Source organism: Chryseobacterium metallicongregator, from assembly GCF_031324065.1.
Lineage (GTDB): Bacteria > Bacteroidota > Bacteroidia > Flavobacteriales > Weeksellaceae > Chryseobacterium > Chryseobacterium metallicongregator.
Genome location: NZ_JAVIXS010000020.1, coordinates 463,798 through 487,270 on the forward strand (window position 1 = coordinate 463,798; position 23,473 = coordinate 487,270).

Below are 23,473 nucleotides of genomic sequence, written 5' to 3' on the forward strand. Positions count from 1 at the left end.
TATTTTTTCCCTACTTTTATCAATGGAAAAGATAAGTAAATAAAAAATGAAAAAAATATTCATTATACTTCCACTCTTTTTGAGTGGATTTTTATTTTCTCAGAAAAAGCCACAAAAAAGCCCGGCAAAAAAAGGTACTGTTGCCAAATTTAATTATCATGATGAGTTCAGAAAAATTTCAGATGAAATTATGGCTAACGGTACTGCTTATGATAATCTTGGAGAACTCACCAAAAGAATTGGTCCGCGTTTCAGTGCAACTCCCGGTTATACCAAAGCTGTAGAATGGGCAGAAAAAAAATTTAAGGAAATCGGTATTAATATGATCTGGAGACAGGAAGCCAAAGCACCAGTCTGGATCAGAGGAAAAGAATCCTTACAAATCAAAGCAGGAAATGGAGATTGGAAAAACATCAGAATGCTTTCTTTCGGAAATTCTGAAGGAACAGGCGGAAAAGATCTGGTGGGTGAAATCGTTTTAATCAATTCCACATCAGAGCTGAATGCCATGTCAATAGGCCAGTTAAAAGATAAAATAGTTTTTGTGAATGTTCCTATGGACCCGAAAATTATTAATACAAGTGATTCCTATTTACAAACTGCAAAATCAAAATTAATTTCCGCTTCTGTGATTGCTAAGACAGGTGCAAAAGCATTAATTATAAGGTCGCTGACCACAGCTAATGATGACACTCCTCATGCTAAAATGATTTATTACGAACCTGATGATAAAGTTAAAATTCCAGCTTTATCAATTGGAGTAAGATCTGCAGATGAATTGGAGAAAACTTTAAAAAAGCAAAAAGTCACAGCTAAAATCAATATGACCGCCGAAGCGAAAGGTGACACTACAAATCCCAATATCATTGCTGAAATTGGAGGCAAAAAAGACTCTAAAGTAATTGTTTTAGGGGCTCAACTGGATTCGTGGGATATTGGTGAAGGTGCAGTGGATGATGGAACAGGTGTAGTGCAGTGCATCGAAGTGTTAAGAACTTTGAAAGCACTTGGATATGAAAATAACCACACCATCCGTGTAGTTTTGTATGCCAACAGTGAAAACGGAGGACAAGGCCGTGAGATGTATGCTGCATATGTAAAAAAGAAAGACGAAAAGCATGTATTTGCCTTAGGAACCGATGCCGGAGGATATTCTCCACGAGGATTTTCCTTGGATATGTCTCCTCAGAGAAGAAGACTGGTGTATCCGTGGAAAGAATATTTCCTTCCTTATGGCGTTTATGATTTCGACCAGACAGAAGCAATTCAGGATATTTCACCTTTAAAAAAACTCGACATTCCTTTAGCAGAGCTTGTGGTAGATACACAAAGATATTTTGATTATCACCACTCCGAGCAGGATACTTTTGATAAAGTAAATAAAAGAGAGCTTCTTCTTGGGGCTGTCGCCATAACACAGATGATTTTTATGGTTGATAAAAACTGGTAACAATGAAAAAAATAGCAGGAACAGCATTATTGCTTTTCGGAATGGTCGTTTTTGGACAGACTAAAGATGATTCCATCCAATTCAAAAGAATTTCCACTGAAATTCTAAATAACGGTAAAGGATACAATGAACTTAGAGAACTTACCAAAACCATAGGCAACCGTTTAAGCGGTTCTGAAGCCTATGAGAAATCCGTACAGTGGGCTGCCCAGAAGCTTCGTGATGCCGGAGCCGATAAAGTATGGCTTCAGGAAGTCATGATTCCGGTTTGGGTAAGAGGAAAAGAGTCATTGCACATCAAAATTTCTAATGGAAATTGGAAAAGTATGAAAATGCTTTCCCTTGGAAATTCCGAAGGAACAGGAGGAAAAGATGTCTCAGGTGATATTATTATGGTAAAATCACTGGAAGAATATGATAAACTTCCTGCAGAAAAGGTGAAAGATAAGATTGTATTTTTCAACTACCCTTTTAATCAGGAAAATGTACAGACCTTCATTTCTTATCGTGATGCAGGAGCTTATAGACGAACTGCCGCTTCATTGACAGCTAAAAAAGGAGGAAAATTTGCCATCATCCGGTCACTTTCTTCCGCTTTTGACGATGTTCCTCACACAGGCAATATGCGCTATGACGAAAATATTTCCAAAATACCAGCCATAACCATTGGAAATACATCTGCTGATGAACTGGAAGCTTTATTGAAAAACCAGAAAGTAACAGCAAAACTCAATTCCAACTGTGGAATGAAAGGAGAAAAACTTTCCCACTCTGTTATTGGGGAAATTACCGGTAAAAAAGACCAAAGTGTTATTGTTGTTGGTGGACATTTAGATTCCTGGGATGTTGGAGAAGGTGCTCATGATGACGGAGCCGGCATTGTTCAAAGTATTGAGGTATTAAGAACCTTTAAAAAATTAGGTATTCAGAATAATCATACCATTCGCGCCGTTTGTTTTGCCAATGAAGAAAATGGTACAAAAGGCGGAAAACAATATGGCAAAGTTGTCAAAGAAAACAACGAGAAGCATCTATTTGCCATAGAATCGGATGCAGGAGGATTTTCACCACGGGGAATTTCTCTGGAAATGAATGAGCCTCAAAGGAACCAGATCAAAAGCTGGGGAAATCTTTTTTTACCTTATGGTGTTTACAACTTTGAAGGTAAATATTCCGGATCAGACATCGCTCCACTTCATGAAATGGGAGTTCCCACTGCTGAACTGGTACCGGATCCGCAACGCTATTTCGATATCCACCATACCGAAGAAGACACTTTTGAAAAAGTCAACCGTAGAGAACTTTTACTGGGTTCTGCGGTGATGACACAACTTATTTATATGATTGATAAAAATTGGTAAACAATGAAAAAGATACTAGGAACTTCATTATTGCTTTTTGGAATGGTCGCTTTTGGCCAGTCTAAAGAAGATTCTATCCAGTTCAGAAAAATCTCAACAGAAATTCTGAACAACGGAAAAGGATATACAGAGCTTAGAGAGCTTACAAAAAATATTGGCCACCGTCTAAGTGGATCCGAAGCTTACGAAAAATCGGTAAAATGGGCTGAACAAAAACTTCGTGATGCCGGCGCTGATAAAGTATGGCTTCAGGAAGTCATGATTCCGGTATGGGAAAGAGGAAAAGAATCTCTGAATATCCAAACTTCCACCGGAAAATGGAAAAGCCTTAAAATGCTTTCTCTTGGAAATTCTGAAGGAACCGGAGGAAAAGATGTTTCCGGGGAAATCATCATGGTAAAATCTATGGAAGAATATGATAAACTTCCCGCTGAAAAAGTAAAAGATAAAATTGTATTCTTCAACTATGCTTTCAGTCAGTCTTTCATAGAAACCTTTAAAGCCTATGGTGATGCTGCAAAATACAGAACTACCGCAGCTTCTCTAACCGCTAAAAAAGGAGGTAAATTTGCCATCGTAAGATCTCTGTCTTCTGCTTTTGATGACGTACCTCACACTGGAGCAATGCGCTACGAAGACAAGGTTTCCAAAATACCGGCAATTGCTATCGGAAGCACAACTGCAGATGAACTGGAAGCTTTACTGAAAAGCCAGAAAGTTATTGCAAAACTCAATTCCAACTGCGGAATGAAAGGAGAAAAACTATCCCATTCTGTGATCGGAGAAATTACAGGTAAAAAAGACCAAAGCGTCATTGTTGTCGGTGGACACCTTGATTCCTGGGATGTAGGCGAAGGCGCACATGATGACGGAGCCGGAATTGTACAAAGCATTGAAGTATTAAGGACTTTTAAAAAGTTAGGTATTCCGAACAACCACACCATCAGAGTTGTTTGTTTTGCCAATGAAGAAAATGGAGTAAAAGGCGGAATCCAATATGGTAAAACCGTAAAAGAGAAAAACGAAAAACATCTTTTTGCCATTGAAACAGATGCCGGAGGTTTCGCACCGAGAGGTATTGCATTGGATATGGATGATACCAAAAGAAACCAGATCAAAAGCTGGTCGAGTTTATTCCTTCCGTACGGAGTTTACAATTTTGAAGAGCGATTTTCAGGAACAGACCTTTATCCGCTTCACGACATGGGAATTCCTGCAGCTGAGCTGATGCCGGATTCTCAACGCTATTTCGATATTCACCACACAGAAGAAGATACTTTTGAAAAGGTGAACCGAAGAGAGCTTTTATTGGGAGCAACCGCTTTAACCCAGATTATCTATATGATTGATAAAAATTGGTAATACATATGAAACCGTCTTATAAAGGCGGTTTTTTATTTTACTATTAATGACTCTTAAATTTACAATGAACTTTACAGTATTTCATTAGTGGAATTTGTGGTTCTTAAAATTAAACACAAATTTCACGAATGATTTCACGAATAACACGAATTGAATATTATACGGATGTCAAGTGACTTTACCCAAAACTTAAATATTTTTTCGCAGATTTTGCAAATTGAAACGAATGATTTGTGAAATTTGTGCAAAACATTTGTGACATTTGTGGTTTGATTGATTAAACACTAATGACACTAACGCTTTCACAAATAACACCAATTCCGTACGGCGTTTATGATGCTATCCTGAATATTTTAATACCTTTCAGCTTCGTTAATAAACTTTTATGATTGCATGGGAAATATAAAAAAATAATTTCACCGTAATATTTTCTTTACTTCAGAGTATTCAAGCTTAAAAACAGAAAATTTTTCTTTGTTTAAGGAAATAACAGATAAAAAACACGTTTCACAATAATCTCATCAATCCCGTGAAACAAAGTGTTAATCGCAAAAACAGAACTTTGGCATGATATTAGCATGTAAAATATTGAGAAAAAATTAAAAAAACACTAAGGATGAGAAAAGAGGTTTTCTGTGGATTTTCAGTTTTTCCACCGATTCAAGTTCATATCTAGTATATGAATCCTTTTTTTTCTACGATGCCGTAAAAGATACGGGTCCGTGATTAACTAACCCCCGTTAGTTCTTCACAGCAGTTTTGCACCCCGTATCTAACTGGTATCACAATAAGCAAGAATCTTTATTGATTCGAAAAAAACAAAAATATCCCGGACTTTCAGCCCGGTGTTATGATATAAATAAATGGCAAAGTCATCGTGAACCTTAGCCCAGTAAAGGAATTTATTCTTTTTACCGTGATGAGTGCGCCTTTATCCTATTAATTAATGTATAACCCTTAAAATGTTAGTAATGATGAGAGCCTTTTTTGAAATGATTTTTAAGAGAAATGAAGATGCTGCAAAATTGCATATATGGAGCCTATTGCTGGTATTAAGTTTTGCTGCATTTTCTGTGTTGGTATACGCCTTAGAACCAAGCTTTAACAGCTTAATTATATACCTGACGGCATTTGCCGCTTATATCGGGTTTGGCCTTGTATTCATCAGTTCTTTAGCCGGAACGAGTATGAAGAAAAGATAACAGAACATATAACTTTCAATTTATTTTTACTGAAAAAACCGCCCTGTTTGGGGCGGTTTTTTATTTTTAAACTCATCTTAAATTTAATAGTAAGATTATTCATTAATTAAGATATTTAGTTTTTTCCAATGATTTTTGATTTGATTCTTGATTTTATTTGTAATCATAATTTCACTAGCTTTTCTAGCATATGATAAAAAATTCCCCCAATCATAATAATCTGATTTTATAAATTCTCTTTTATTTTTATCATAAATAAATTTTCTTCTCCTGTTCGCACCAAGGATTGAAAACTTTTTATAAATCCTTCTTCTAAATAATTCTCCTCTATTTTTATTTTTCCTTTTTTTTGAATAATTCTTCGCTCTATTAATAGACCTACACATTTTTCTATAATAAGTCGATAAACTTGCCGACTTAAGCAAAACTGTATCACCATCAAATTCAAAACCTAGATAAATAAGATTTTTATTCCAATTAATCCCTGAAGTAAACTCTTGACCACACACTAATCTTTCCCCTTCTTTCTTAAAATAGAATATCTGTGTTTTAGATTCCTGTATTTCTAACTTAAAGTTTTGAATTTTTTTGTAAACACTATCTTCAATATTATTTTTTAGATTTATTGGACATACAACTATCATGTCATCCGAATATCGTCTATAAATACCAAAATTTTTAACCAAATTATTTATTTCAATATCAAAATCAAGCAAATACATATTAGCCAAAATTGAACTAATTGGAGACCCTTGAGGAATTCCAAAATTCCTTTCAATCAAATTACCATCTTTCTTTACTTTTTTCGAATTCTTTAAAAGTTTATTTTTCTTTTTCAAAAATTCTTTGACTGTACAAAAAGCTATTGTATCTTGATTTCTTAAAAATTTTACCCTTGATACCCTCTTAGTCTTAATTTTGCCATACAAATTGTTTTTATATTTTCTTTGGGTATAAATTACATTTTTAAATTCTTTAAAAATGTCAACTATATCAACATAGCTATATCTAGTTATATTTTTGAAAACATTAAAATGGTCAGGAGGCAACCTGTCAACTTCTAGAATATTCATCCAAACATTTCTAAGTAATTTATGATCTAAATTATCAAAGAAGCTCTTTATATCAAACGTAATTACAACAAACTCTTGCTCTTTATAGTCTTTTATATATTTAAAAACGTCATTTGCAAAATCAATATTACATTTATTCCCTTTATGAGGATTATTAATATCAATTGGCACAGATCTGTAAGCATTAACTACATCATGCAAAGATTTTTTTTCGATAATTAATTCATATTTATCTGATAATCGTTCTGAATAATAACTAAAAATCAAGGAATCAAGATGACTTGCGTAATACAACTCTCTCTCTTTCGTAGTAGAGATTCTTAAGGATTTCCCATTCTCTGATTCTATACAATTGCCATTATCAAGGGAATATTCTTTTCTAAACTTACGAACTTTAGATGTTTTATGAATAAATGGTAAAAAAGAATGTTTTTTAATATTTTCAGGATTTAAAATATAATTTTCAATCCATTTATATCTATCACTGTCTTTTAATGGAAATCCAATATGTGGATATTTTTTTATTTTAAACCAATCTTTTTTAACCATAGCTTTTAATTGTTTAAGTTGAAAAGAGAGAAGCCCAACACGAGGCCAGCTTTTACAATATAAATATTGTGGTAAATGCATGCTCTTTCGACGTTTTAAATAAATCTCAACGCCGCCCCGATTCAAGTTGGGTAGTAAATAATTGTCGTATCTTTACGTCTTAAAGCATTACTGTCTATGAGTAAACAAACAACATTGAAGGTCATTGCAACTATCAGTATTTATAGCCTGGTAAGTCTACAATGGTTAGCCTGTGATGAGATTATACATCTTCTCACTTGCATATATAAAATACCCTCACCTCAATAGCTTTTAATATTGAGCTAGATTAAATTAATAATCTATTCCCTTAAACGCATCCACCGGCACTTCTCTCTAATTCAACAAATTCAATTTCTTAATTAAGTGAAAACAATTTTACAAAATTAAGTATATATAAAAATACGGGAAACCGTATTTCCACGGTATTTCCAACCAAAAAAGCCACTCCATCCGGAGCAGCTCTGGTGATAACAAAGTTATCTTAACATCGTAAAAACTTATTCTTTAAACAGATCCTTCATCATTTCTTCAAGGATCTTTTTGGTTTCTTCTTCAATCATTTTTCCTGACTTTTCAACAAGCTCTTCTCTAAAAGGTTCACAGCAGGCTTTTATTCCAAAGCCTTCTTCTGTTTTTACAAATTCCGGATGCATGCCGTGTTCTCCGCATACTTCAGATTCTATTTCCTTCTTTATCTGATCGTAATTCAGGTTAAACATATTCTTTTATTTTGTTCTTTTAAGTGCATGATAAAGATAGAGGTAATAAAGCCTTGCCGAAATCCGTATTTCTACGGTATTTACAAAACAAAAAAACAGCTTTTTCAAGACGTAAAATCTTAATATGATAGTTAATTGCTCAATCCTTTAGAATTTATCCAGAATTTTCTTCGGTAACACGGTCAAAAGTTCTTTCTTATATTGCTTTTCAAGAATCACAAATTTCCACACCTTTTTATCTTTTGAAACCGCACAGGCTTTCATATTAGCGTTGATGAGATACGAACCCTCGTTGGCCAGATACTTCACATTATTTGCACCATATTTGGCTGTTAAAGCACTGGTCATTTTCTTTTTTATTTCATCGTTTAATGAACTGACATTACATTTCAGCTTCAAAAAATATTGGGTAATGGAAAAATATTCACCGGTAATGAGTTCAGGTTTTTCAATATTTCCAAACTTCAGATCCTGTACTTCAATTTTCATGAATTGATTATTGTAAGTCATATTCAGAATCTGCGTCATCTGCTCTTTTGAAACTACAGTGAAGTACTTTGGATATATACAGCTTACTGCCTGATCTATGTGTTTAGATTGAATACTGTTTACAAAATAGGTAAGTGATTTTTTTATCGCTGAATCATCAGGATTGGCCTTAGCCTGCGAAAAAGTCATTAACGACAGCAGAACGAACAGAAACAGAAGTGATTTGGTTTTCATTGTTGCATGATTATTATAAATTTGAAAATTACTTTTTACTGAAAAAACGGATAATCTTTCCAGATACTAAAATGGGTCGTAACCTGTACGTCAATCGTTACAGAATGTATTTGAGACCAATAAAAAAAGCCATCCTTTCGGACGGCTTTTTGATAATATCTTGAAGATTCAATTATTTTACTTTTACAAGCTCAACATCGAAAACTAACCAGGAATTTGGCGGGATCACTCCTCCTGCTCCTCTTTCTCCGTAAGCCATTGCAGGCGGGATCAATAATGTAGCAGTTTCACCTTCTTTCAATAACAGGATACCCTCATCCCATCCTTTGATTACTCTTCCCATTCCGATTGGAATTTCGATAGGTTCGTTTCTTTTGAATGAAGAATCAAATTCAGTTCCGTCTACCAATTTACCTGCATAGTGTACAGATACATTGTCACCCGCTTTTGGAGCTTTACCATCAGCTGTTTTTGTGATTTTATAGTAAAGACCTGATTCAGTTTTTTGCATACCAGCTTTCAGGTTTTCCACCATTTTTTCCTGGTTAGCTTTGAATTCTTCTTCTCTTTTCTTCTTTTCAGCCTCTTCTTTAGCGATAAAAGCCTTATTATTTTCTGCGATTTTAGCTTTTCCTTCATTGAAAGTTTTAGCTGCATCGTAGTGCTTGTACTCATCACCTTTGCTGAAAACAGAAACTTTTTCTAAAACGATATCAGTTTTAGGCTTATCCTGAGCTCCTTTTTCAACGTTAGCAATCGCATCAATTACATCATTTCCTTTTACCACTTTTCCGAAGATCGTGTGTCTTCCGTCTAACCAAGGTGTAGCAACTTCAGTGATAAAGAACTGAGAACCGTTTGTATTAGGTCCTGAGTTTGCCATAGAAAGAACTCCTTTTCCTGTATGCTTAAGGTCGTTTCTTTCATCCTCGAATTTATATCCAGGATCTCCCATTCCAGTTCCCTGAGGATCTCCTCCCTGGATCATGAAATCTTTGATTACTCGGTGGAAAATAGTTCCGTCATAGTAAGGAACTCCTTTAGCCTTAGCTTTGTTGTCGATTTTCCCTTCTGCAAGACCGATAAAGTTGGCTACAGTTACTGGTGCTTTCTTGTCCTCAAACTTTACAATTAAGTTACCTTTTGTAGTTTGAAGATTGGCATAAAGTCCGTCATTAAGACCTTCGTAAGTTTCTTTGTCTACGTTCATTTTTTTATAAATTGGGGTACAACTCATCAGCGAAATACTTGCCGCTGCCAGAATTATATTCTTGTTAAACAATTTCATGTATTTATAAAGCTTTTAATTTTATGATTAATGGAATGTCGTTGTCTATTTTCTTTTCGTCTCCGTAAGTTCCGTAGGCTAAAGAAGACGGCACCAAAAGCGTTACTTCCTCTCCATCATGTATAAAACGCAAAGCGTTCTCCACTGCTCTCAGTTCATCAAAGTGCCCGAATCTGGCATCTCTTCTTTCAAAAGGCTGATCGTAGATTTTAGTCTGATCAAAATCATACAGATCATAAGAATAGGAAATTGTAGTTTCATCTTTCCTTCTTTCTCTTTGATCATAACCTTCTACCGTTACCCAATAATTAAGCTGCGTTGGATAATACTTCACAGACTGACCGCTGATCCAATCCTGAATCTGCCCTCTTTCTATGACATTCAAATTTTTCATCCTGTTCTTAGAAACATCCAGATCTTTTTGGCTTAAAACCCCACCAACAGGAGGATGCGCCGTCTGTGTATTTCTGTTGCAGCTCAACAGGCTTATAGCTGATATGAAGAGTATTTTTCTCATAAACTTTTGCGAAAATACACATTTCGGGAATCAATTACAAAACTTGACACAGAAATATGTGAATGGAAGAATGTATTCATCTTCTACAAAACTATTCTTCCATTTTATATCAATGCATAAATACAAAAAAGCCGGGAAAAACCCGGCTTTCATATAGTTATTTAATTACTATTAAACTGTTTCAAGTGCATGATCTACCATAACTCTCCATCCGAAAGGATCTTCAGAAAGGTTATTTTGAAGATCTACCAAATCTTTCTTAAGAAGAGCTGCGTAGCTTTCTTCGTCAGATAATCTTGGAAGCGCAAGCTTTTCACCCTGGTATCCTAACGCCTGGAACTGTGTAGTTACTACTGCCGTACCTACTCCCCAAACTTCTTTAAGCTCACCATTCTTTAAAGCTTCAATAACTGTTTTCACAGGAATTGGTTCTACTTTTACTTCAATACCTCTTTTCTTAGCTAACTGGATGAAGCTGTCTCTTGTTACTCCGTCAAGGATTTTCTCAGATGTTGGAGGTGTATAGATGGTATCGTTAATTCTTACAAATACATTCATTGTGCCACTCTCTTCGAAATATTCGTGAGTAGCATCATCTGTCCAGATGATTTGCTCATATCCTTCTTCGATTGCCAACTGAGTTGGATAGAAAGAAGCAGCATAGTTACCTGCAGCTTTCGCGGAACCTACTCCACCGTTTGCAGCTCTTGAATAGTGATCAGAAATTTTTACAGATACCGGTTCAGAATAGTAGCTCTTCGCAGGTGTTGCAACGATAGCAAACATATATTTATTAGATACTCTTGCTTTCAAAGCTTCTTCAGTAGCAAAAATCAAAGGTCTGATATAAAGAGACATTCCTTCCCCCTGTGGAATCCACTCTCTGTCGATATCTACTAATGCCTTTAATCCGTCTAAAAACATTTCTTCAGTCACTTCCGGCATTGCAAGACGCTTCGCTGACTTGTTGATACGTTCAAAATTCTTTTCAGGCCTGAAAAGGAAAACCTGCCCGTCTTTGTCTTTATAGGCTTTCATACCTTCAAAACAAGCTTGTCCATAGTTTACTCCCATCATGGCAGGTGTAAATGGAATCGGACCGTAAGGAACTAATTTTACATCACCCCATTTTCCATCTTCGTACTCACAAATGATCATATGATCAATAAAAGTACCACCAAATGAAAAATTGTTAGGGTCAAATGTAGAAATTCTGGAGTTTTCAGTTTTTTGAATTATCATTTTTTAAAATTTTTACGATGTTCTACAAATTTAACATAATTTTCTAAATATAAAAATTTTAGAGTAAATTTGACAAAAAAATAGCTTGAAAAGAGAAATAAAGACCACAAACGACGGTAGTAAAACATTGTTTATCAATGATTTAAACGAAAATTACCATTCTCATCATGGGGCACTGCAGGAAGCCGAACACGTGTTTATCAAAAACGGACTTAATTTAATAAATGATTGCGAAATTAATATTTTAGAACTCGGTTTTGGAACAGGTTTGAATGTTTTAGTAACAATTAATGAATATTTAAAAACTGACAAAAATCATGTCATCAATTATTTTTCGCTAGAAAAATACCCCATAAATGAATCCGAAGTTAAGGATTTGGCTTACTTTGAACTTTTTGATAACCCAGAGTTTAAAAATATTTATCAGAAAATTCATCTGGCAGATTGGGAAAAGTCAGTAGAAATCATTAGTGGATTCAATTTAAAAAAGATAGAATGTGATTTTTTCGACCTGAAAGACATTGATCTGCCCAAAATCAACCTTGTTTACTTCGACTGTTTTGGAGCCAGAGTACAGCCAGATCTTTGGGAAAAACCATTATTCGAACTGGTATCTGACAAAATGGCCATTAACGGATTATTAACCACCTACTCTTCTAAAGGAAGTGTAAGAAGAATCCTGCAGGAATTGAATTTCCAGGTAGAGAAAAAACAAGGCCCTCCAGGAAAAAGAGAGATGATTAATGCCATTAAGTTATAGAAGGAAGCTTGAGGATGGAAGCTGGATGTTTACGGTCGGCTCCTTAAATTAATTCTGATTTTTTATTTTAAAATAATAATCAATAATAAGATACATTAGTTCAACATTATTAAGAATAAATAGTGTTAAAACTTCCAGCTTCGCACTTCCAGCTTTCGGATTTTTCCAACAAAATTACTTACATTAGCTATACAAATATTATACATTATATATATGATAGATAAGATCAACATTAGAGTGTATGCCTGTGCGGTAAAAGATAAACAAGTTCTGACTTTATTTGAAGAATATGCCGGCGAGCCTTTAATGAAATTTCCGGGTGGTGGATTGGAATACGGTGAAGGAGTACTGGAATGTCTGCATCGTGAGTTTGATGAAGAACTGAATGTAAAAATCAATGTGCTGGAACATTTCTATACTCAGGAAAACTTTCTGGTATCCCGTTTCAAAGAAAACGAGCAGCTTCTTACCATATATTATATAGTAGACATCGTCAACGAGGAAGACTTTATTATTTTGGATCCCTGCATCGAAAAAACAGAATGGATTGATATAGACAGACCAGACAATCCTTTTCCTCTGCCAATAGATAAAATTGTATTCGATAAATTAAAAGAAAAATTCCTGTAAGCATATTCTTACAGGAATTTTTATATTATTTCTTTACTTTAAAATCATTTGCTCCGGGATAAGGCTGCAGATAACCTGAATTCCAATTAGACTGTAGTAATGACTCTATAAATTCGTCACTTCTGTTAGCGTGAGGATCATAGCGCTCTTTCAGATCAATATCAGCCATTTTTCCTTTTACATTCCACCAGAAAGCACTCCATCCGCCTCTTAATTCTTTGATAATCTCAAATACGTTTTTTCCGGTTGCTCTGTTCATCAGCTTTGCAAAAACCTGCCCTTCGGTAGTAGTAAGATCTCTTAGTTGCTTTTCATATTGGTCTGCAAGCATATTCTGTCTTTCTCTTACAAACTTTCTTTTGGCTTTGCTGTCCATATCATTCATGTCTTTCTGGATATCTCTGTACTGCTGTAGTGCAGTAACAAATAAAGGATATACTCTGTACAGCTTTTTATTCAGAAAATAATAGTAATTCTTATCCAGCTGATTATTAAATCTCGGTTTATTCACTAAAACCAACTCATCCAATACAACTACAGGCTCTCCATTGATTTCATACACCTTAATCTTCTGCTGTTCGTCATAATAATACTTATTACCAAATTCATCCACTTTCAGGGATTCGGGCGGATACTGATTGAGTGGTTTTGCCACTATTCCATCTTTCTGACCAAAAACACTGACTCCAAAAAAGAAAATAAAAAGGCAGATAATCTTACTAAAATTCATTATTTTTACACTTATAAGAAGAAAAATTAAACGCAAAAATCATTCCTTTTTATGAAATTTGAAAAGAAATCTTTGAAATTTTTAGAGAAATATTTAAACACATCATCCCCAACAGGTTACGAACACAAAGGACAAGAAGTCTGGATGGACTACATCAGACCTTATGTGGACAAAATAGAAGTAGACCATTATGGAACCTGTTATGGGATCATTAATCCGGAAGCTGAATTTAAAGTAGTGATTGAAGCACATGCTGATGAAATTTCATGGTACGTCAATTATATTACGGATGACGGATTGATCTACGTCATCAGAAACGGTGGTTCAGATCAAACCATTGCCCCTTCAAAAGTAGTTCATATTCACGGTGAAAACGGAATTGTAAAAGGAGTATTCGGGTGGCCGGCTATTCATACAAGAACCAATCAAAATGAGCCTACTCCAAAAATCGAAAACATATTTATCGACTGTGGTGCTACTTCCAAAAAAGAGGTAGAAGAAATGGGAATCTTTGTAGGATGTATGATTACTTATCCAGATGAATTCTTTGAAATGAATGACAGATATTTCGTCTGCAGAGCTCTTGACAACAGAATCGGTGGTTTCATGATTGCCGAAGTGGCCAGACTTTTAAAAGAAAATAAGAAATCAATCCCATTCGGGCTTTATATTACCAACTCTGTACAGGAAGAAGTAGGTTTATACGGAGCAGACATGATTGCTGACACCATCAAACCCAATATCGCGATTGTAACAGATGTTACCCATGACACTACAACTCCGATGATTGAAAAGAAAAAAGAAGGAGATCAGAAATGTGGCGCAGGACCAGTAGTATTTTTTGCTCCAAGTGTTCATCATACCATCAGAGAATTAATTATTGATACCGCAAAAACCAAGAAAATTCCTTTCCAGAGAGCCGCAGCAAGCAGAGCTACAGGAACCGACACAGATGCCTTTGCCCATTCTAATGGCGGAGTACCAAGTGCTTTAATTTCCTTACCTTTGCGTTATATGCATACTACGGTAGAAATGGTATCTAAAGAAGATGTAGGTAATGTGATCAAACTTATCTATGAAACCGTTCTTAAGATCAAGCCGGAAATGAAACTGAAGTATCATTAATTAAAATGAAAAACCTCTTTTATCATCTGATCCGAAAACCAACATTAATATCAATTTTAACTGCTGTCTTTTTTAGTTATATCATTTTTTTAGCGGTATATAAAATATTTTATCCTCCCAAAATAGGGTCGGCATATAATATGATCCTTGAGATGCTGTTAATTGTCAGTGTTGTACCTTTAGGATTATTTATAATTGACAGGTTATTAGTTATTAAAATTAATAATATGAAATTAACAATCATAGAGACTATTATATTTGGAGGTATTTCCTTATATTATTTTTTGGTTGTTAATCCATTTTAAAGAAAGAAATCTAAGTAAAAGTATAAAAAGTAAAAATGAAAACGAAGCTTATTGCTCCATCCCTTTTATCAGCAGACTTTGGGAATCTGCAGAGAGACATTGAAATGCTGAACAATTCTCAGGCCGACTGGTTCCACATTGATGTAATGGACGGCAGATTTGTTCCCAATATTTCTTTTGGTTTTCCGGTGATGAAAACTGTTCAGCAGCATGCTAAGAAATTTGTAGATGTTCACCTGATGATCGTGGAACCTGAAAAATATGTTGATGAATTTATCAATCATGGTGCTGATCTTGTTTCTGTACATTATGAGGCATGTACCCATCTTCACAGAACTATTCATCACATTCAGAGCAAAGGAGCAAAAGCAGGTGTTGTTTTAAATCCTTCTACTCCGGTATTAATGCTTGAAGACATTATTGCAGATGTTGATCTTGTATTATTAATGAGTGTGAATCCAGGATTTGGAGGTCAAAAATTCATTGAAAATACTTACAAAAAGATTGCTGAAACCAAGGATCTGATCTTAAGTAACAACTCTACAGCACTTATCGAGGTAGACGGAGGAGTAAACCTTGACAACGCTTCTAAATTATTTGAAGCCGGAGCTGATGTTCTTGTTGCAGGAAATGCTGTTTTCTCAGCTGAAAGTCCTGAAAGAACAATTGAACTTTTAAAGATCTAAAAAATTATCTTTATAAAACAAAAGGCAGCCAGTGGCTGCCTTTTCTCTTGTTTGGAAATTTAAGTCGTCTTGGTTATAATCTTTTTTTCAACTTATTTGAAAATGTTTAAAACTATCTTGCTAACAACACAAAGATCTGAATAAAACCCTACGTACACATCCGTAGAAACACCTAATTTAACAGTAAGTATTTTTACTTAATTCCATTATATTTTTCAAACTTCTTTATTCCAGACACAGGCACAGACTACAAGAATGATCGAAATAACTGAAAAGACTGTTCTGATATTATTCAGAAAATTCCATCTGTTTTCAAAATTTTCCCGCATCTTTCTGATGACTTCTGTTGTAGATCCGGATATATCAAACTTATCCAAAGTATCATTCATAGGAACATTTCCGGCAATTGTTACTCCAAAAACACCAATCGCATAAGCCAGTGTAGCCAACAGAAGAAAAATAAAAACAGGTTGCTGTCCACGGAGTAAAAAGGTAGATACAGGAAGAAAAATCACTGTTCCCATAAAGCTCATAAAGAAAACAGGATTTAGGATTTCCCGGTTAATGTTCTGCATTGCTTTCAGGTATTCTGTATCAGAAAGTTTTCCGAGCCCAAGAACAACTGAGCATGAATAAGCATAGAAAAGTCCTCCTATCAGAGCAGTGAGGACAGCGGTAATGATCAATACTAGTGTTGTCATTTTCATATAATTTGATTTTGGTTATCAGAAGAATAGAATTAATAGGGATTCCATTTTTTAATGATATTCTTAGCTGTAAGAATCATTTCAGAATCCCATTTCTCTGTTTTAAAATAATGAAAATCCAGATCTTTAATGGTTTCAACATTTGAATTATCATACAGAAATCGGGTAAGCCTTGATTGTTCTTCATATAACACCAAGTCTTCTAAAGGTTTTTCCGAGTGTTCCACTTCCATCTTATTCCAGCTACTTTTTTCCTTCCCATTAAAATCTGAAGTTTCAATAATGGCTTTAACTTGATTAAAATCATTCAGGAAATCATCTCTTTCTTGTTCTGTTTTCATAGTATGCCCCAGCCTTTCAATGATCACATATTCCAGGTTTCCACATTGTGTAAGTACAGATGGCAGAACAGAAAGAATATCCTGGGGAATAATATCATCATGAGTATCTCTTCTCACCTGCTTTTTTCCATATACACTATCCTGCCAGCTTCCTCCGGAAAGATGGATTTCTTTTACCTTATCCAAAGGATATAAATCAATGATCTCCTGCATTCCTAATTCGAAATTACATGATTGGCAGTAAATATTATGAAGATCAAGAATCAGGAAGCCATTGGTATCTTCCGTCAGCTTGTCAAGAAAAACGCCTTGTTCTTTAACATCATCTATAGAAAATGAGAATGCTAGATTTTCTACCCCTACAGGAATGTTTACAGCATCCTGTAGTCTGCATAACCTGTCTTTTCCTATTTGTAAAGTTTTGGAATGTAAAGATACCGGCAAAGGTACTCCCTGATGAAAATTCTCAGTATTCATGAAACCAAAATGCTCCGTAATATGATTGTATTTCCGCAGACTGACTTCTTCTGTTAGTTTTTTCAGCCATTCTTCCTGTCTTTCTGTCCATCTCGCATCAAACAAAGAATAATACACTCCATGTCCTATCAGACGGTCATTTTCTGCGTAGAAATTCAACAGATCCCGAAGCCAATCCGGTTCATTGGTATGATAAAGGGTATCAAAAGACCATTCCATCACTTTGATAGAATTATTCTGCAACAATGGCAAAATAGCAGAAACAAAATCTGCCTCTGCCATCATGGATACACCTAACATTGGCTTTCTCATCTTCTACCCCATTCCGCAAGCCGGACAGCCGTGTCCACGAAGCACAAGTGTATCTTTTTTAACAACCGGTTTAGGTGTTCCCGGTTTTTTCTTTTCAACGGTATCCGTAGAAGTGGCTTTCTTTACTTTTTTAACAGGTTTTTTCGTTTTAGTTTCCGGTTTAGTCGTTTGTGCAGACACGCCCACCGCTAATAAACTTGCCATTAATATTGCTGGAATTTTCATAATTTCTTTTTCAGATAAATTTTACAATAAACGTTCCATTTATAAAAATACAATAATAAGAAACGTTTTGATAACAATTATTAATAAATATCAGCAACCCTTATATATGGTACCATTATCTTTATCTATATTTAGTGTTAAAATAAATCTATATATGAAAATAAGTCTGATTAAAGCTGTTTTCCTTGGGTTGATATTATCTGCAAATCATATCAGCGCACAGGTTCAGATAGCTGACAACAGCAAAAAAATGGAATGGTTCAGCAATGCAAAACTGGGTATTTTTATTCATTGGGGAATCTACTCTGTTAACGGAATCTCAGAATCCTGGTCATTCTTCAATAATTATATTAACCACGAAAATTATATGAAACAGCTGAATGGTTTTTCAGCTTCAAAATATCAACCTGAACAATGGGTAAATCTCATTAAGGAATCCGGAGCAAAATATGCTGTCATTACCACCAAACATCATGACGGAATTTCGCTATGGAATTCAAGAGCAGAAAAAGCGACAAGCATTCCTCAAAACTCTTTGGCAAAAAAGGATGTGTTAACTCCTTTTGTATCAGCGCTGAAAAAATCAGGATTAAAAACAGGACTTTATTTCTCTTTGCCGGATTGGAGCCATCCCTATTATGATATCAATACCCGGACAAAAAAACGCTACGAACTCAAAAATGATCCAAAGCGCTGGCAGAATTTTATCCGCTACTACCAAGATCAGCTCAATGAGCTTTGTATCCAATATTCTCCTGATCTTCTTTGGTTCGATGGAGACTGGGAACATACTTCTGAAGAATGGAAATCGGCTCAGACCCTGGATTTACTCAAAAAATACAATTCTAATATTATCATTAATTCAAGGCTTAATCATCACGGAGACTATGATACTCCCGAGCAGGGCATTCCTGTTGTTCCACCACAAAATCCATACTGGGAGCTTTGTTACACCATGAATGATTCCTGGGGATATCAGCCTTTTGATAAAAATTACAAAACTCCCAATATGATTGTCAGAACTCTGGCTGATGTGATCAGCATGGGAGGAAATCTTCTTCTTGATATGGGTCCGAAATCAGATGGAACGATTCCTGAGGAACAAATTGAGATTCTTAAAAATCTTGGGCGCTGGACTTCCAAAAATCAGCATGCTATCTATGAAACAACCCGCGGAATTCCTTTTGATAATTATAAAGGGAAGTCTTCTTTATCAACTTCTAAAAAATCTTTATTCCTATATCTGGAAGAAACCAGAAAATTCACAAAAATTTACGGACTGGCAACCCCGCCTGCATCAGTAAAAATCATTGGAGATCCATCCGCTGTTGTTACAATGAATTATAATGCAGAAAAAACACTGACACTGAATTTCTCCAATGTAAAATTTGACAAAGATGTCACTGTGGCAGAAATTACTTTTGACACATCTCCTGCATTTTTGAAAGATTTTAAGAAGGAAAAACATACTCTTCCCGAAATACTGGAAAACAAAAACACCCAGGAAGCAGTCTATGAGATTGCCAATGCCCTGAACTATGATCAGAATTTAGTTACAAATGATGGTCTTACAAATGATGGTCTTGACATAAAAATTAAAAAAACGTCTAAAACAAATCCGGAAACCATAGAATGGATAAGTAAGCATACTGAAGCTTTGTTTGAGACAGGAAAAGGTCTTCCGGCTGGTCACTACCCAGGAATGAGCGCTTTATCAAAAGACAAACAGACTCTTTATCTTTTTGTGGAAGGAATACCTACTGGGCCTATTGCTCTGAAAGGAATAAAAAATGAAATTGCCAGAATAAGAGTTGTTGGAGAAGGCACTATGCTGCCTCATACCATCTACAATAAGCTGTACTGGAGTGACAGACCGGGAATTATTTATATTGACGTTCCAAAGGAAAAACTGGACAAGCAAATGACCATCATTGCTGTATTATTGAATAAACCTCTGGAACTCTACAGAGAAAATGTGGGAGCAATTGAAAACAATCTTTAGTATATCTGAAAGATGCATTCATATAAAAACAAAATCCGGAGAAAATTCTCCGGATTTTTTATTTTGTAAGATGATTTTCTTAGAAAATCTCTCTTCCTGAAAAATGGAATTGAGCTTCGATTAATGCATTCTCGTCAGAATCTGAACCGTGAACAGCATTTTCTCCGATGCTTCTTGCAAACATTTTTCTGATAGTACCTTCTGCAGCTTCTGCAGGGTTAGTAGCACCAATTAATGTTCTGAAGTCTTCAACCGCATTGTCTTTTTCTAAAACTGCAGCAACGATAGGACCAGAGCTCATGAATTCTACTAATTCTCCATAAAATGGTCTTTCAGCATGTACTTCATAGAATTTTTTTGCATCAGCAACTGTAAGCTGAGTTAATTTTAAAGCTTTGATTTTAAAACCTCCTTCAGCAATCTTACCCAATATAGCACCGATATGTCCGTCAGCAACAGCATCAGGCTTAATCATAGTGAATGTAATGTTAGACATAAATGTATATTTTTTTAATGGCGCAAAATTACAAAAAATATCTTTGATTTTTATTTTAATTTTTTTTTAACATAAAAATAACTTTTATTAAGAAATTGTAAACTAAACTTTGGCACAGTAATTGTTTATTCTATTGCGATTCTCATGTTTAATTTGAGTTTTCATGGTTATTAGTTTTTACCCAGCTTCGGCTGGGTTTTTTATTTTCAAAAAACACCCTATATTTTTATCAATTTAATAATTTTTTAACTCAAATAAACCCATATACAACATTATTGAAACTTTTATTGAAATTAATACAATATCCAAAAATCGAGTAATATCATTTTTCAGATCGGAAAAAATGTGACAAAAGTGGAGTTATGTGCCGAAAAAAGAGTGCCAGAAAGTAGAGTTATCTAAAAAGAGATTTTTTTTCATTAAAAACTAAAAAAAATAAGCTAAAAAAATACACATTTCAAAACAGAATTAAATACAATCTTTAGAGAAATGATTTTTTAGAATATTATTCTAATATAGTGATACATAAAATAGTACAGATTGTCCGAATTAATCTGTAATTGTTAAAAAGAGAATGTCTTTTGCTGCTTATTTTTGAGAAGCCTCTTCTGCTTCATCCATCAATTTAATATATGTAGCATAGCGGGAATGTTGAATCTCGCCTGTTTCAAGAGCATCGATAACGGCACATTTCGGTTCATTGATGTGAAGACAGTTGTGAAATTTGCACTCTTCTCTCTTTTTAAAAATTTCAGGAAAGTAATGCTGTACTTCTTCTTTTTCAATATCAATCATTGCAAATTCACGAACTCCCGGAGTATCGATAACGTTTCCGCCAAAATGCCAGAAGTGCATCTGAGCAAAGGTTGTGGTATGCTTTCCTTTCAGGTGAGTATCTGAAATTTCAGATGTTTTTAAATTTAATCCTGGCTGTAAAGCATTCACTAAAGTAGATTTCCCACAACCTGAGTGGCCGAAAAATACTGAAGTTTTATCTTTAAGAATCTCCTGAAGCTGATCAAGATTCAATTTCGAATAGGAAGAAATTTCCAAAGTATCATATCCAATTTCCTGATATAGGAATTCAACATCCTTTACAATTTCAATTTCTTCGTCGTGTAAAACATCGATCTTATTAAAAAGAATGAGTGGGGTAATATTATAGGCTTCACAACATGCCAGAAACCTGTCCAGAAATCCTAAAGATGTTTCAGGATGTTTCAGAGTGAAGATAAAGCATGCCAAATCAATATTGGATGCAATAATATGGGCTTCTTTTGAAAGGTTTACGGATTTTCTGATTAGATAATTGGAGCGCGGTTCAATTTTTGTGATCCATGCGATATCATCCTGCTCCAGTTGAAACTCAACAAAATCTCCTACAGCAAGTGGATTGGTAAGTCTAGTTTTTATTAATTTGAATTTCCCCCTGATTCTGGCCTCGAAAATTTTATTTGTTTCCAATTCCAAAACCTGGTACCAACTGCCTGTAGATTTAATGATTTTTCCTTTCATAGATAATGCTGGTGCAAATATACGCAATTAGGGCTTAGCATTCAGGAAATAGGTTTAAAAACACATGTTTCAATTGCCCTAAATGCTGATGTCTAAGCCCTAATTTATTTTTTAGCTGAAAATTTAGTAAAAGTATTAGTCTCTTTTACTTTTTATCCACAGCTTATCTCTCAATCATAATGTTATTCTGAACTTCAATAGACTCTTCGTGAATAGCTTTGAATACTTTTTCAATAAACTCCTGAGACATTCCAGTTTCTTTTGCTTTCTGAGTAGCGTATTCTGTAATTACTTTCCAACGTTCAGGCTGGAAGATTGCAATGTCATTTTCCTTTTTAAGTTTACCGATTTTCTCAGAAATTTTCATTCTTTGAGAAAGAAGTTCAATTAACTGGAAGTCAAGATCAGAGATCAAAGTTCTGTGTCTGCCCATCTCTCCCTCAAAACCTGCAAGATTGGAGCTTCTTACCTTCAGATTACCAATAAGATCTGCAAGAACTTCAGGGGTAATTTGCTGAGAAGCATCACTCCACGCCTCGTCAGGATTGCAGTGCGATTCAATGATCGCTCCCTGGTATCCTACGTTAAGTGCTTCCTGTGTAATATCAGCAAGACCAGTTCTGTTTCCGCAGATGTGAGAAGGATCGATTAACATTGGAATATTTGGGAACTGGCTTTTGAAATCAAGGGCAATCTGCCAGTTTGGATTGTTTCTGTATTTTGTTTTCTGGTATGTTGAAAATCCTCTGTGGATTACTCCCAGGTTTTTAATATCCTGTCCTAAAAGTCTTTCCAACGCTCCGATCCATAGTGCAAGATCCGGATTTACAGGGTTTTTCACGAAGACAGGCTTATCGGTTCCTCTTAAAGCCATCGCAATTTCCTGTACTGTGAACGGGTTCACTGTAGAACGTGCTCCAATCCAAAGAACATCTACATCTGCTTCCAGAGCTGCAAACACATGGTGTGCATTGGCTACCTCAGTCGCCGTTTTAAAACCGTACTCTTCTTTTACTTTTTTTAGCCAGTTCAAACCGATCACTCCTACTCCTTCAAAACCGTTTGGTTTGGTACGAGGTTTCCAGATTCCTGCACGGAAAACCGATACATTAGCATTGGATTCTTTAATTCTCCTGGCTGTTTCAAGCATTTGAGTTTCACTTTCTGCACTACATGGCCCTGCAATCATTAGAGGTTGTGTAAGCCCATCGATCCACTCATTTTTTAAATCATTTAAATTCATTATTCTAAATTTTATTGTTTTTTTATATAATTTTTTCGTTAACAGCAATAGCCCTTTGGATTATAAAATTTAATTTATAATTCTTTTCAAAAAATGCCGTTCAAAATTGTTTAAAGGAATCAGGAAAATAATAGGGCTCTACTTCTCCTGTATTTTTTGGAAAGAAATTCAGTTAACAGTACCAATAAAATCGGTAATACGTTCTGAAATTTCTATAATAAGAAGCAGAAAAACTAAAATAACCGCTAAAAAAGTAATTAGCGGGTGCAAAAAAAGACTGATATGTGTTAGTCAAATTTTCCATTTTATTCTGGAAATGTCTTTATTTAGCGTTTCTGGTTGTAATTTGTTTTTGTCAAAAACTTATTTTCGACAGAAATATTTGACAAAT

General features: G+C 34.9%; 22 protein-coding genes. 9 read left to right on the forward strand and 13 right to left on the reverse strand.

The features are described from left to right. Window positions 1-46: 46 nt before the first annotated feature. The 4 genes from REB14_RS20010 (at window position 47) to REB14_RS20025 (ending at window position 5,375) form a co-directional block, all read left to right on the forward strand. Window positions 47-1,450: a M28 family peptidase gene (locus REB14_RS20010; RefSeq protein WP_309523081.1), complete on the forward strand. Its 1,404-nt coding sequence runs from the start codon at window positions 47-49 to the stop codon at window positions 1,448-1,450. Window positions 1,451-1,452: 2 nt separating this feature from the next. Then, entirely contained in the window at window positions 1,453-2,811 is a 1,359-nt protein-coding gene (locus REB14_RS20015; protein ID WP_309523082.1) for a M28 family peptidase, read from the forward strand. Between the two features lie 3 nt (window positions 2,812-2,814). Then, window positions 2,815-4,173 carry a M28 family peptidase gene (locus tag REB14_RS20020; RefSeq protein ID WP_309523083.1) on the forward strand — a complete coding sequence of 453 codons (1,359 nt, stop codon included), beginning with the start codon at window positions 2,815-2,817 and terminating at the stop codon, window positions 4,171-4,173. A 971-nt stretch (window positions 4,174-5,144) separates the two neighbouring features. Beyond that, the gene (locus REB14_RS20025; RefSeq protein ID WP_156106539.1) at window positions 5,145-5,375 is read left to right on the forward strand and encodes a hypothetical protein; all 231 of its coding nucleotides are present in this window, start codon (window positions 5,145-5,147) and stop codon (window positions 5,373-5,375) included. Between the two features lie 95 nt (window positions 5,376-5,470). On the opposite strand, the gene REB14_RS20030 is transcribed toward REB14_RS20025, so the two are convergent. The 6 genes from REB14_RS20030 to REB14_RS20055 all read right to left on the reverse strand — a co-directional run bounded on the left by REB14_RS20030 (window position 5,471) and on the right by REB14_RS20055 (window position 11,528). Further along, window positions 5,471-7,078, reverse strand: coding sequence for a reverse transcriptase domain-containing protein (locus REB14_RS20030; protein ID WP_309523084.1), 1,608 nt, complete (start codon window positions 7,076-7,078; stop codon window positions 5,471-5,473). Window positions 7,079-7,536: 458 nt separating this feature from the next. Further along, window positions 7,537-7,758, reverse strand: a complete 222-nt coding sequence (locus REB14_RS20035) for a hypothetical protein (protein ID WP_309523085.1) — start codon at window positions 7,756-7,758, stop codon at window positions 7,537-7,539. 147 nt (window positions 7,759-7,905) lie between these two features. Then, window positions 7,906-8,481 (reverse strand): hypothetical protein, encoded by a 576-nt coding sequence (locus REB14_RS20040; RefSeq protein WP_309523086.1) that lies wholly within the window; start codon window positions 8,479-8,481, stop codon window positions 7,906-7,908. Between the two features lie 172 nt (window positions 8,482-8,653). After that, the gene (locus REB14_RS20045; protein ID WP_238594424.1) at window positions 8,654-9,691 is read right to left on the reverse strand and encodes a peptidylprolyl isomerase; all 1,038 of its coding nucleotides are present in this window, start codon (window positions 9,689-9,691) and stop codon (window positions 8,654-8,656) included. Window positions 9,692-9,773: 82 nt separating this feature from the next. Continuing rightward, window positions 9,774-10,286: an FKBP-type peptidyl-prolyl cis-trans isomerase gene (locus REB14_RS20050; protein WP_309523087.1), complete on the reverse strand. Its 513-nt coding sequence runs from the start codon at window positions 10,284-10,286 to the stop codon at window positions 9,774-9,776. A 171-nt stretch (window positions 10,287-10,457) separates the two neighbouring features. Continuing rightward, on the reverse strand, window positions 10,458-11,528 hold the full coding sequence (locus REB14_RS20055; RefSeq protein WP_309523088.1) for a branched-chain amino acid aminotransferase: 1,071 nt from the start codon (window positions 11,526-11,528) through the stop codon (window positions 10,458-10,460). A gap of 85 nt (window positions 11,529-11,613) precedes the next feature. Between REB14_RS20055 and mnmC2 the strand changes: the two genes are divergently transcribed. Beyond that, window positions 11,614-12,288, forward strand: a complete 675-nt coding sequence (mnmC2, locus tag REB14_RS20060; protein WP_047431425.1) for a tRNA (5-methylaminomethyl-2-thiouridine)(34)-methyltransferase MnmC2 — start codon at window positions 11,614-11,616, stop codon at window positions 12,286-12,288. A 213-nt stretch (window positions 12,289-12,501) separates the two neighbouring features. Beyond that, window positions 12,502-12,918 (forward strand): NUDIX domain-containing protein, encoded by a 417-nt coding sequence (locus REB14_RS20065; protein ID WP_079241390.1) that lies wholly within the window; start codon window positions 12,502-12,504, stop codon window positions 12,916-12,918. A 25-nt stretch (window positions 12,919-12,943) separates the two neighbouring features. Here the strand turns inward: REB14_RS20065 and REB14_RS20070 are convergent, their stop codons facing one another. Then, entirely contained in the window at window positions 12,944-13,648 is a 705-nt protein-coding gene (locus tag REB14_RS20070; protein WP_034698532.1) for a DUF4294 domain-containing protein, read from the reverse strand. Between the two features lie 51 nt (window positions 13,649-13,699). On the opposite strand from REB14_RS20070, the gene chrP reads away from it, so the two are divergent. Beyond that, window positions 13,700-14,773, forward strand: a complete 1,074-nt coding sequence (gene chrP, locus REB14_RS20075) for a chryseobasin maturation metalloprotease ChrP (protein WP_062670358.1) — start codon at window positions 13,700-13,702, stop codon at window positions 14,771-14,773. A gap of 340 nt (window positions 14,774-15,113) precedes the next feature. Then, complete coding sequence (gene rpe, locus REB14_RS20080) at window positions 15,114-15,764, forward strand: ribulose-phosphate 3-epimerase (protein WP_034698534.1); 651 nt, start codon at window positions 15,114-15,116, stop codon at window positions 15,762-15,764. Between the two features lie 215 nt (window positions 15,765-15,979). On the opposite strand, the gene chrI is transcribed toward rpe, so the two are convergent. The 3 genes from chrI to chrA are packed head-to-tail and all read right to left on the reverse strand — an operon-like array spanning window position 15,980 to window position 17,826. Next, window positions 15,980-16,465 (reverse strand): chryseobasin maturation helper ChrI, encoded by a 486-nt coding sequence (gene chrI / locus REB14_RS20085; RefSeq protein WP_238594395.1) that lies wholly within the window; start codon window positions 16,463-16,465, stop codon window positions 15,980-15,982. Between the two features lie 38 nt (window positions 16,466-16,503). Further along, window positions 16,504-17,601, reverse strand: coding sequence for an MNIO family chryseobactin maturase (gene chrH / locus REB14_RS20090; RefSeq protein WP_079241387.1), 1,098 nt, complete (start codon window positions 17,599-17,601; stop codon window positions 16,504-16,506). A 3-nt stretch (window positions 17,602-17,604) separates the two neighbouring features. Next, window positions 17,605-17,826, reverse strand: a complete 222-nt coding sequence (chrA, locus tag REB14_RS20095) for an MNIO class RiPP chryseobasin precursor ChrA (RefSeq protein ID WP_309523089.1) — start codon at window positions 17,824-17,826, stop codon at window positions 17,605-17,607. Window positions 17,827-17,980: 154 nt separating this feature from the next. Here chrA and REB14_RS20100 point away from each other — a divergent pair, with 154 nt between their 5' ends. Beyond that, window positions 17,981-19,828 (forward strand): alpha-L-fucosidase, encoded by a 1,848-nt coding sequence (locus tag REB14_RS20100; RefSeq protein ID WP_309523090.1) that lies wholly within the window; start codon window positions 17,981-17,983, stop codon window positions 19,826-19,828. A 79-nt stretch (window positions 19,829-19,907) separates the two neighbouring features. Here the strand turns inward: REB14_RS20100 and REB14_RS20105 are convergent, their stop codons facing one another. From REB14_RS20105 to REB14_RS20115, 3 genes are all read right to left on the reverse strand, one after another. After that, window positions 19,908-20,324, reverse strand: coding sequence for a nucleoside-diphosphate kinase (locus tag REB14_RS20105; protein ID WP_034687444.1), 417 nt, complete (start codon window positions 20,322-20,324; stop codon window positions 19,908-19,910). A gap of 588 nt (window positions 20,325-20,912) precedes the next feature. Beyond that, on the reverse strand, window positions 20,913-21,839 hold the full coding sequence (gene rsgA, locus REB14_RS20110) for a ribosome small subunit-dependent GTPase A (protein WP_079241384.1): 927 nt from the start codon (window positions 21,837-21,839) through the stop codon (window positions 20,913-20,915). 163 nt (window positions 21,840-22,002) lie between these two features. Beyond that, the gene (locus REB14_RS20115; RefSeq protein WP_079241383.1) at window positions 22,003-23,082 is read right to left on the reverse strand and encodes a chorismate mutase; all 1,080 of its coding nucleotides are present in this window, start codon (window positions 23,080-23,082) and stop codon (window positions 22,003-22,005) included. Between the last annotated feature and the right edge of the window lie 391 nt (window positions 23,083-23,473).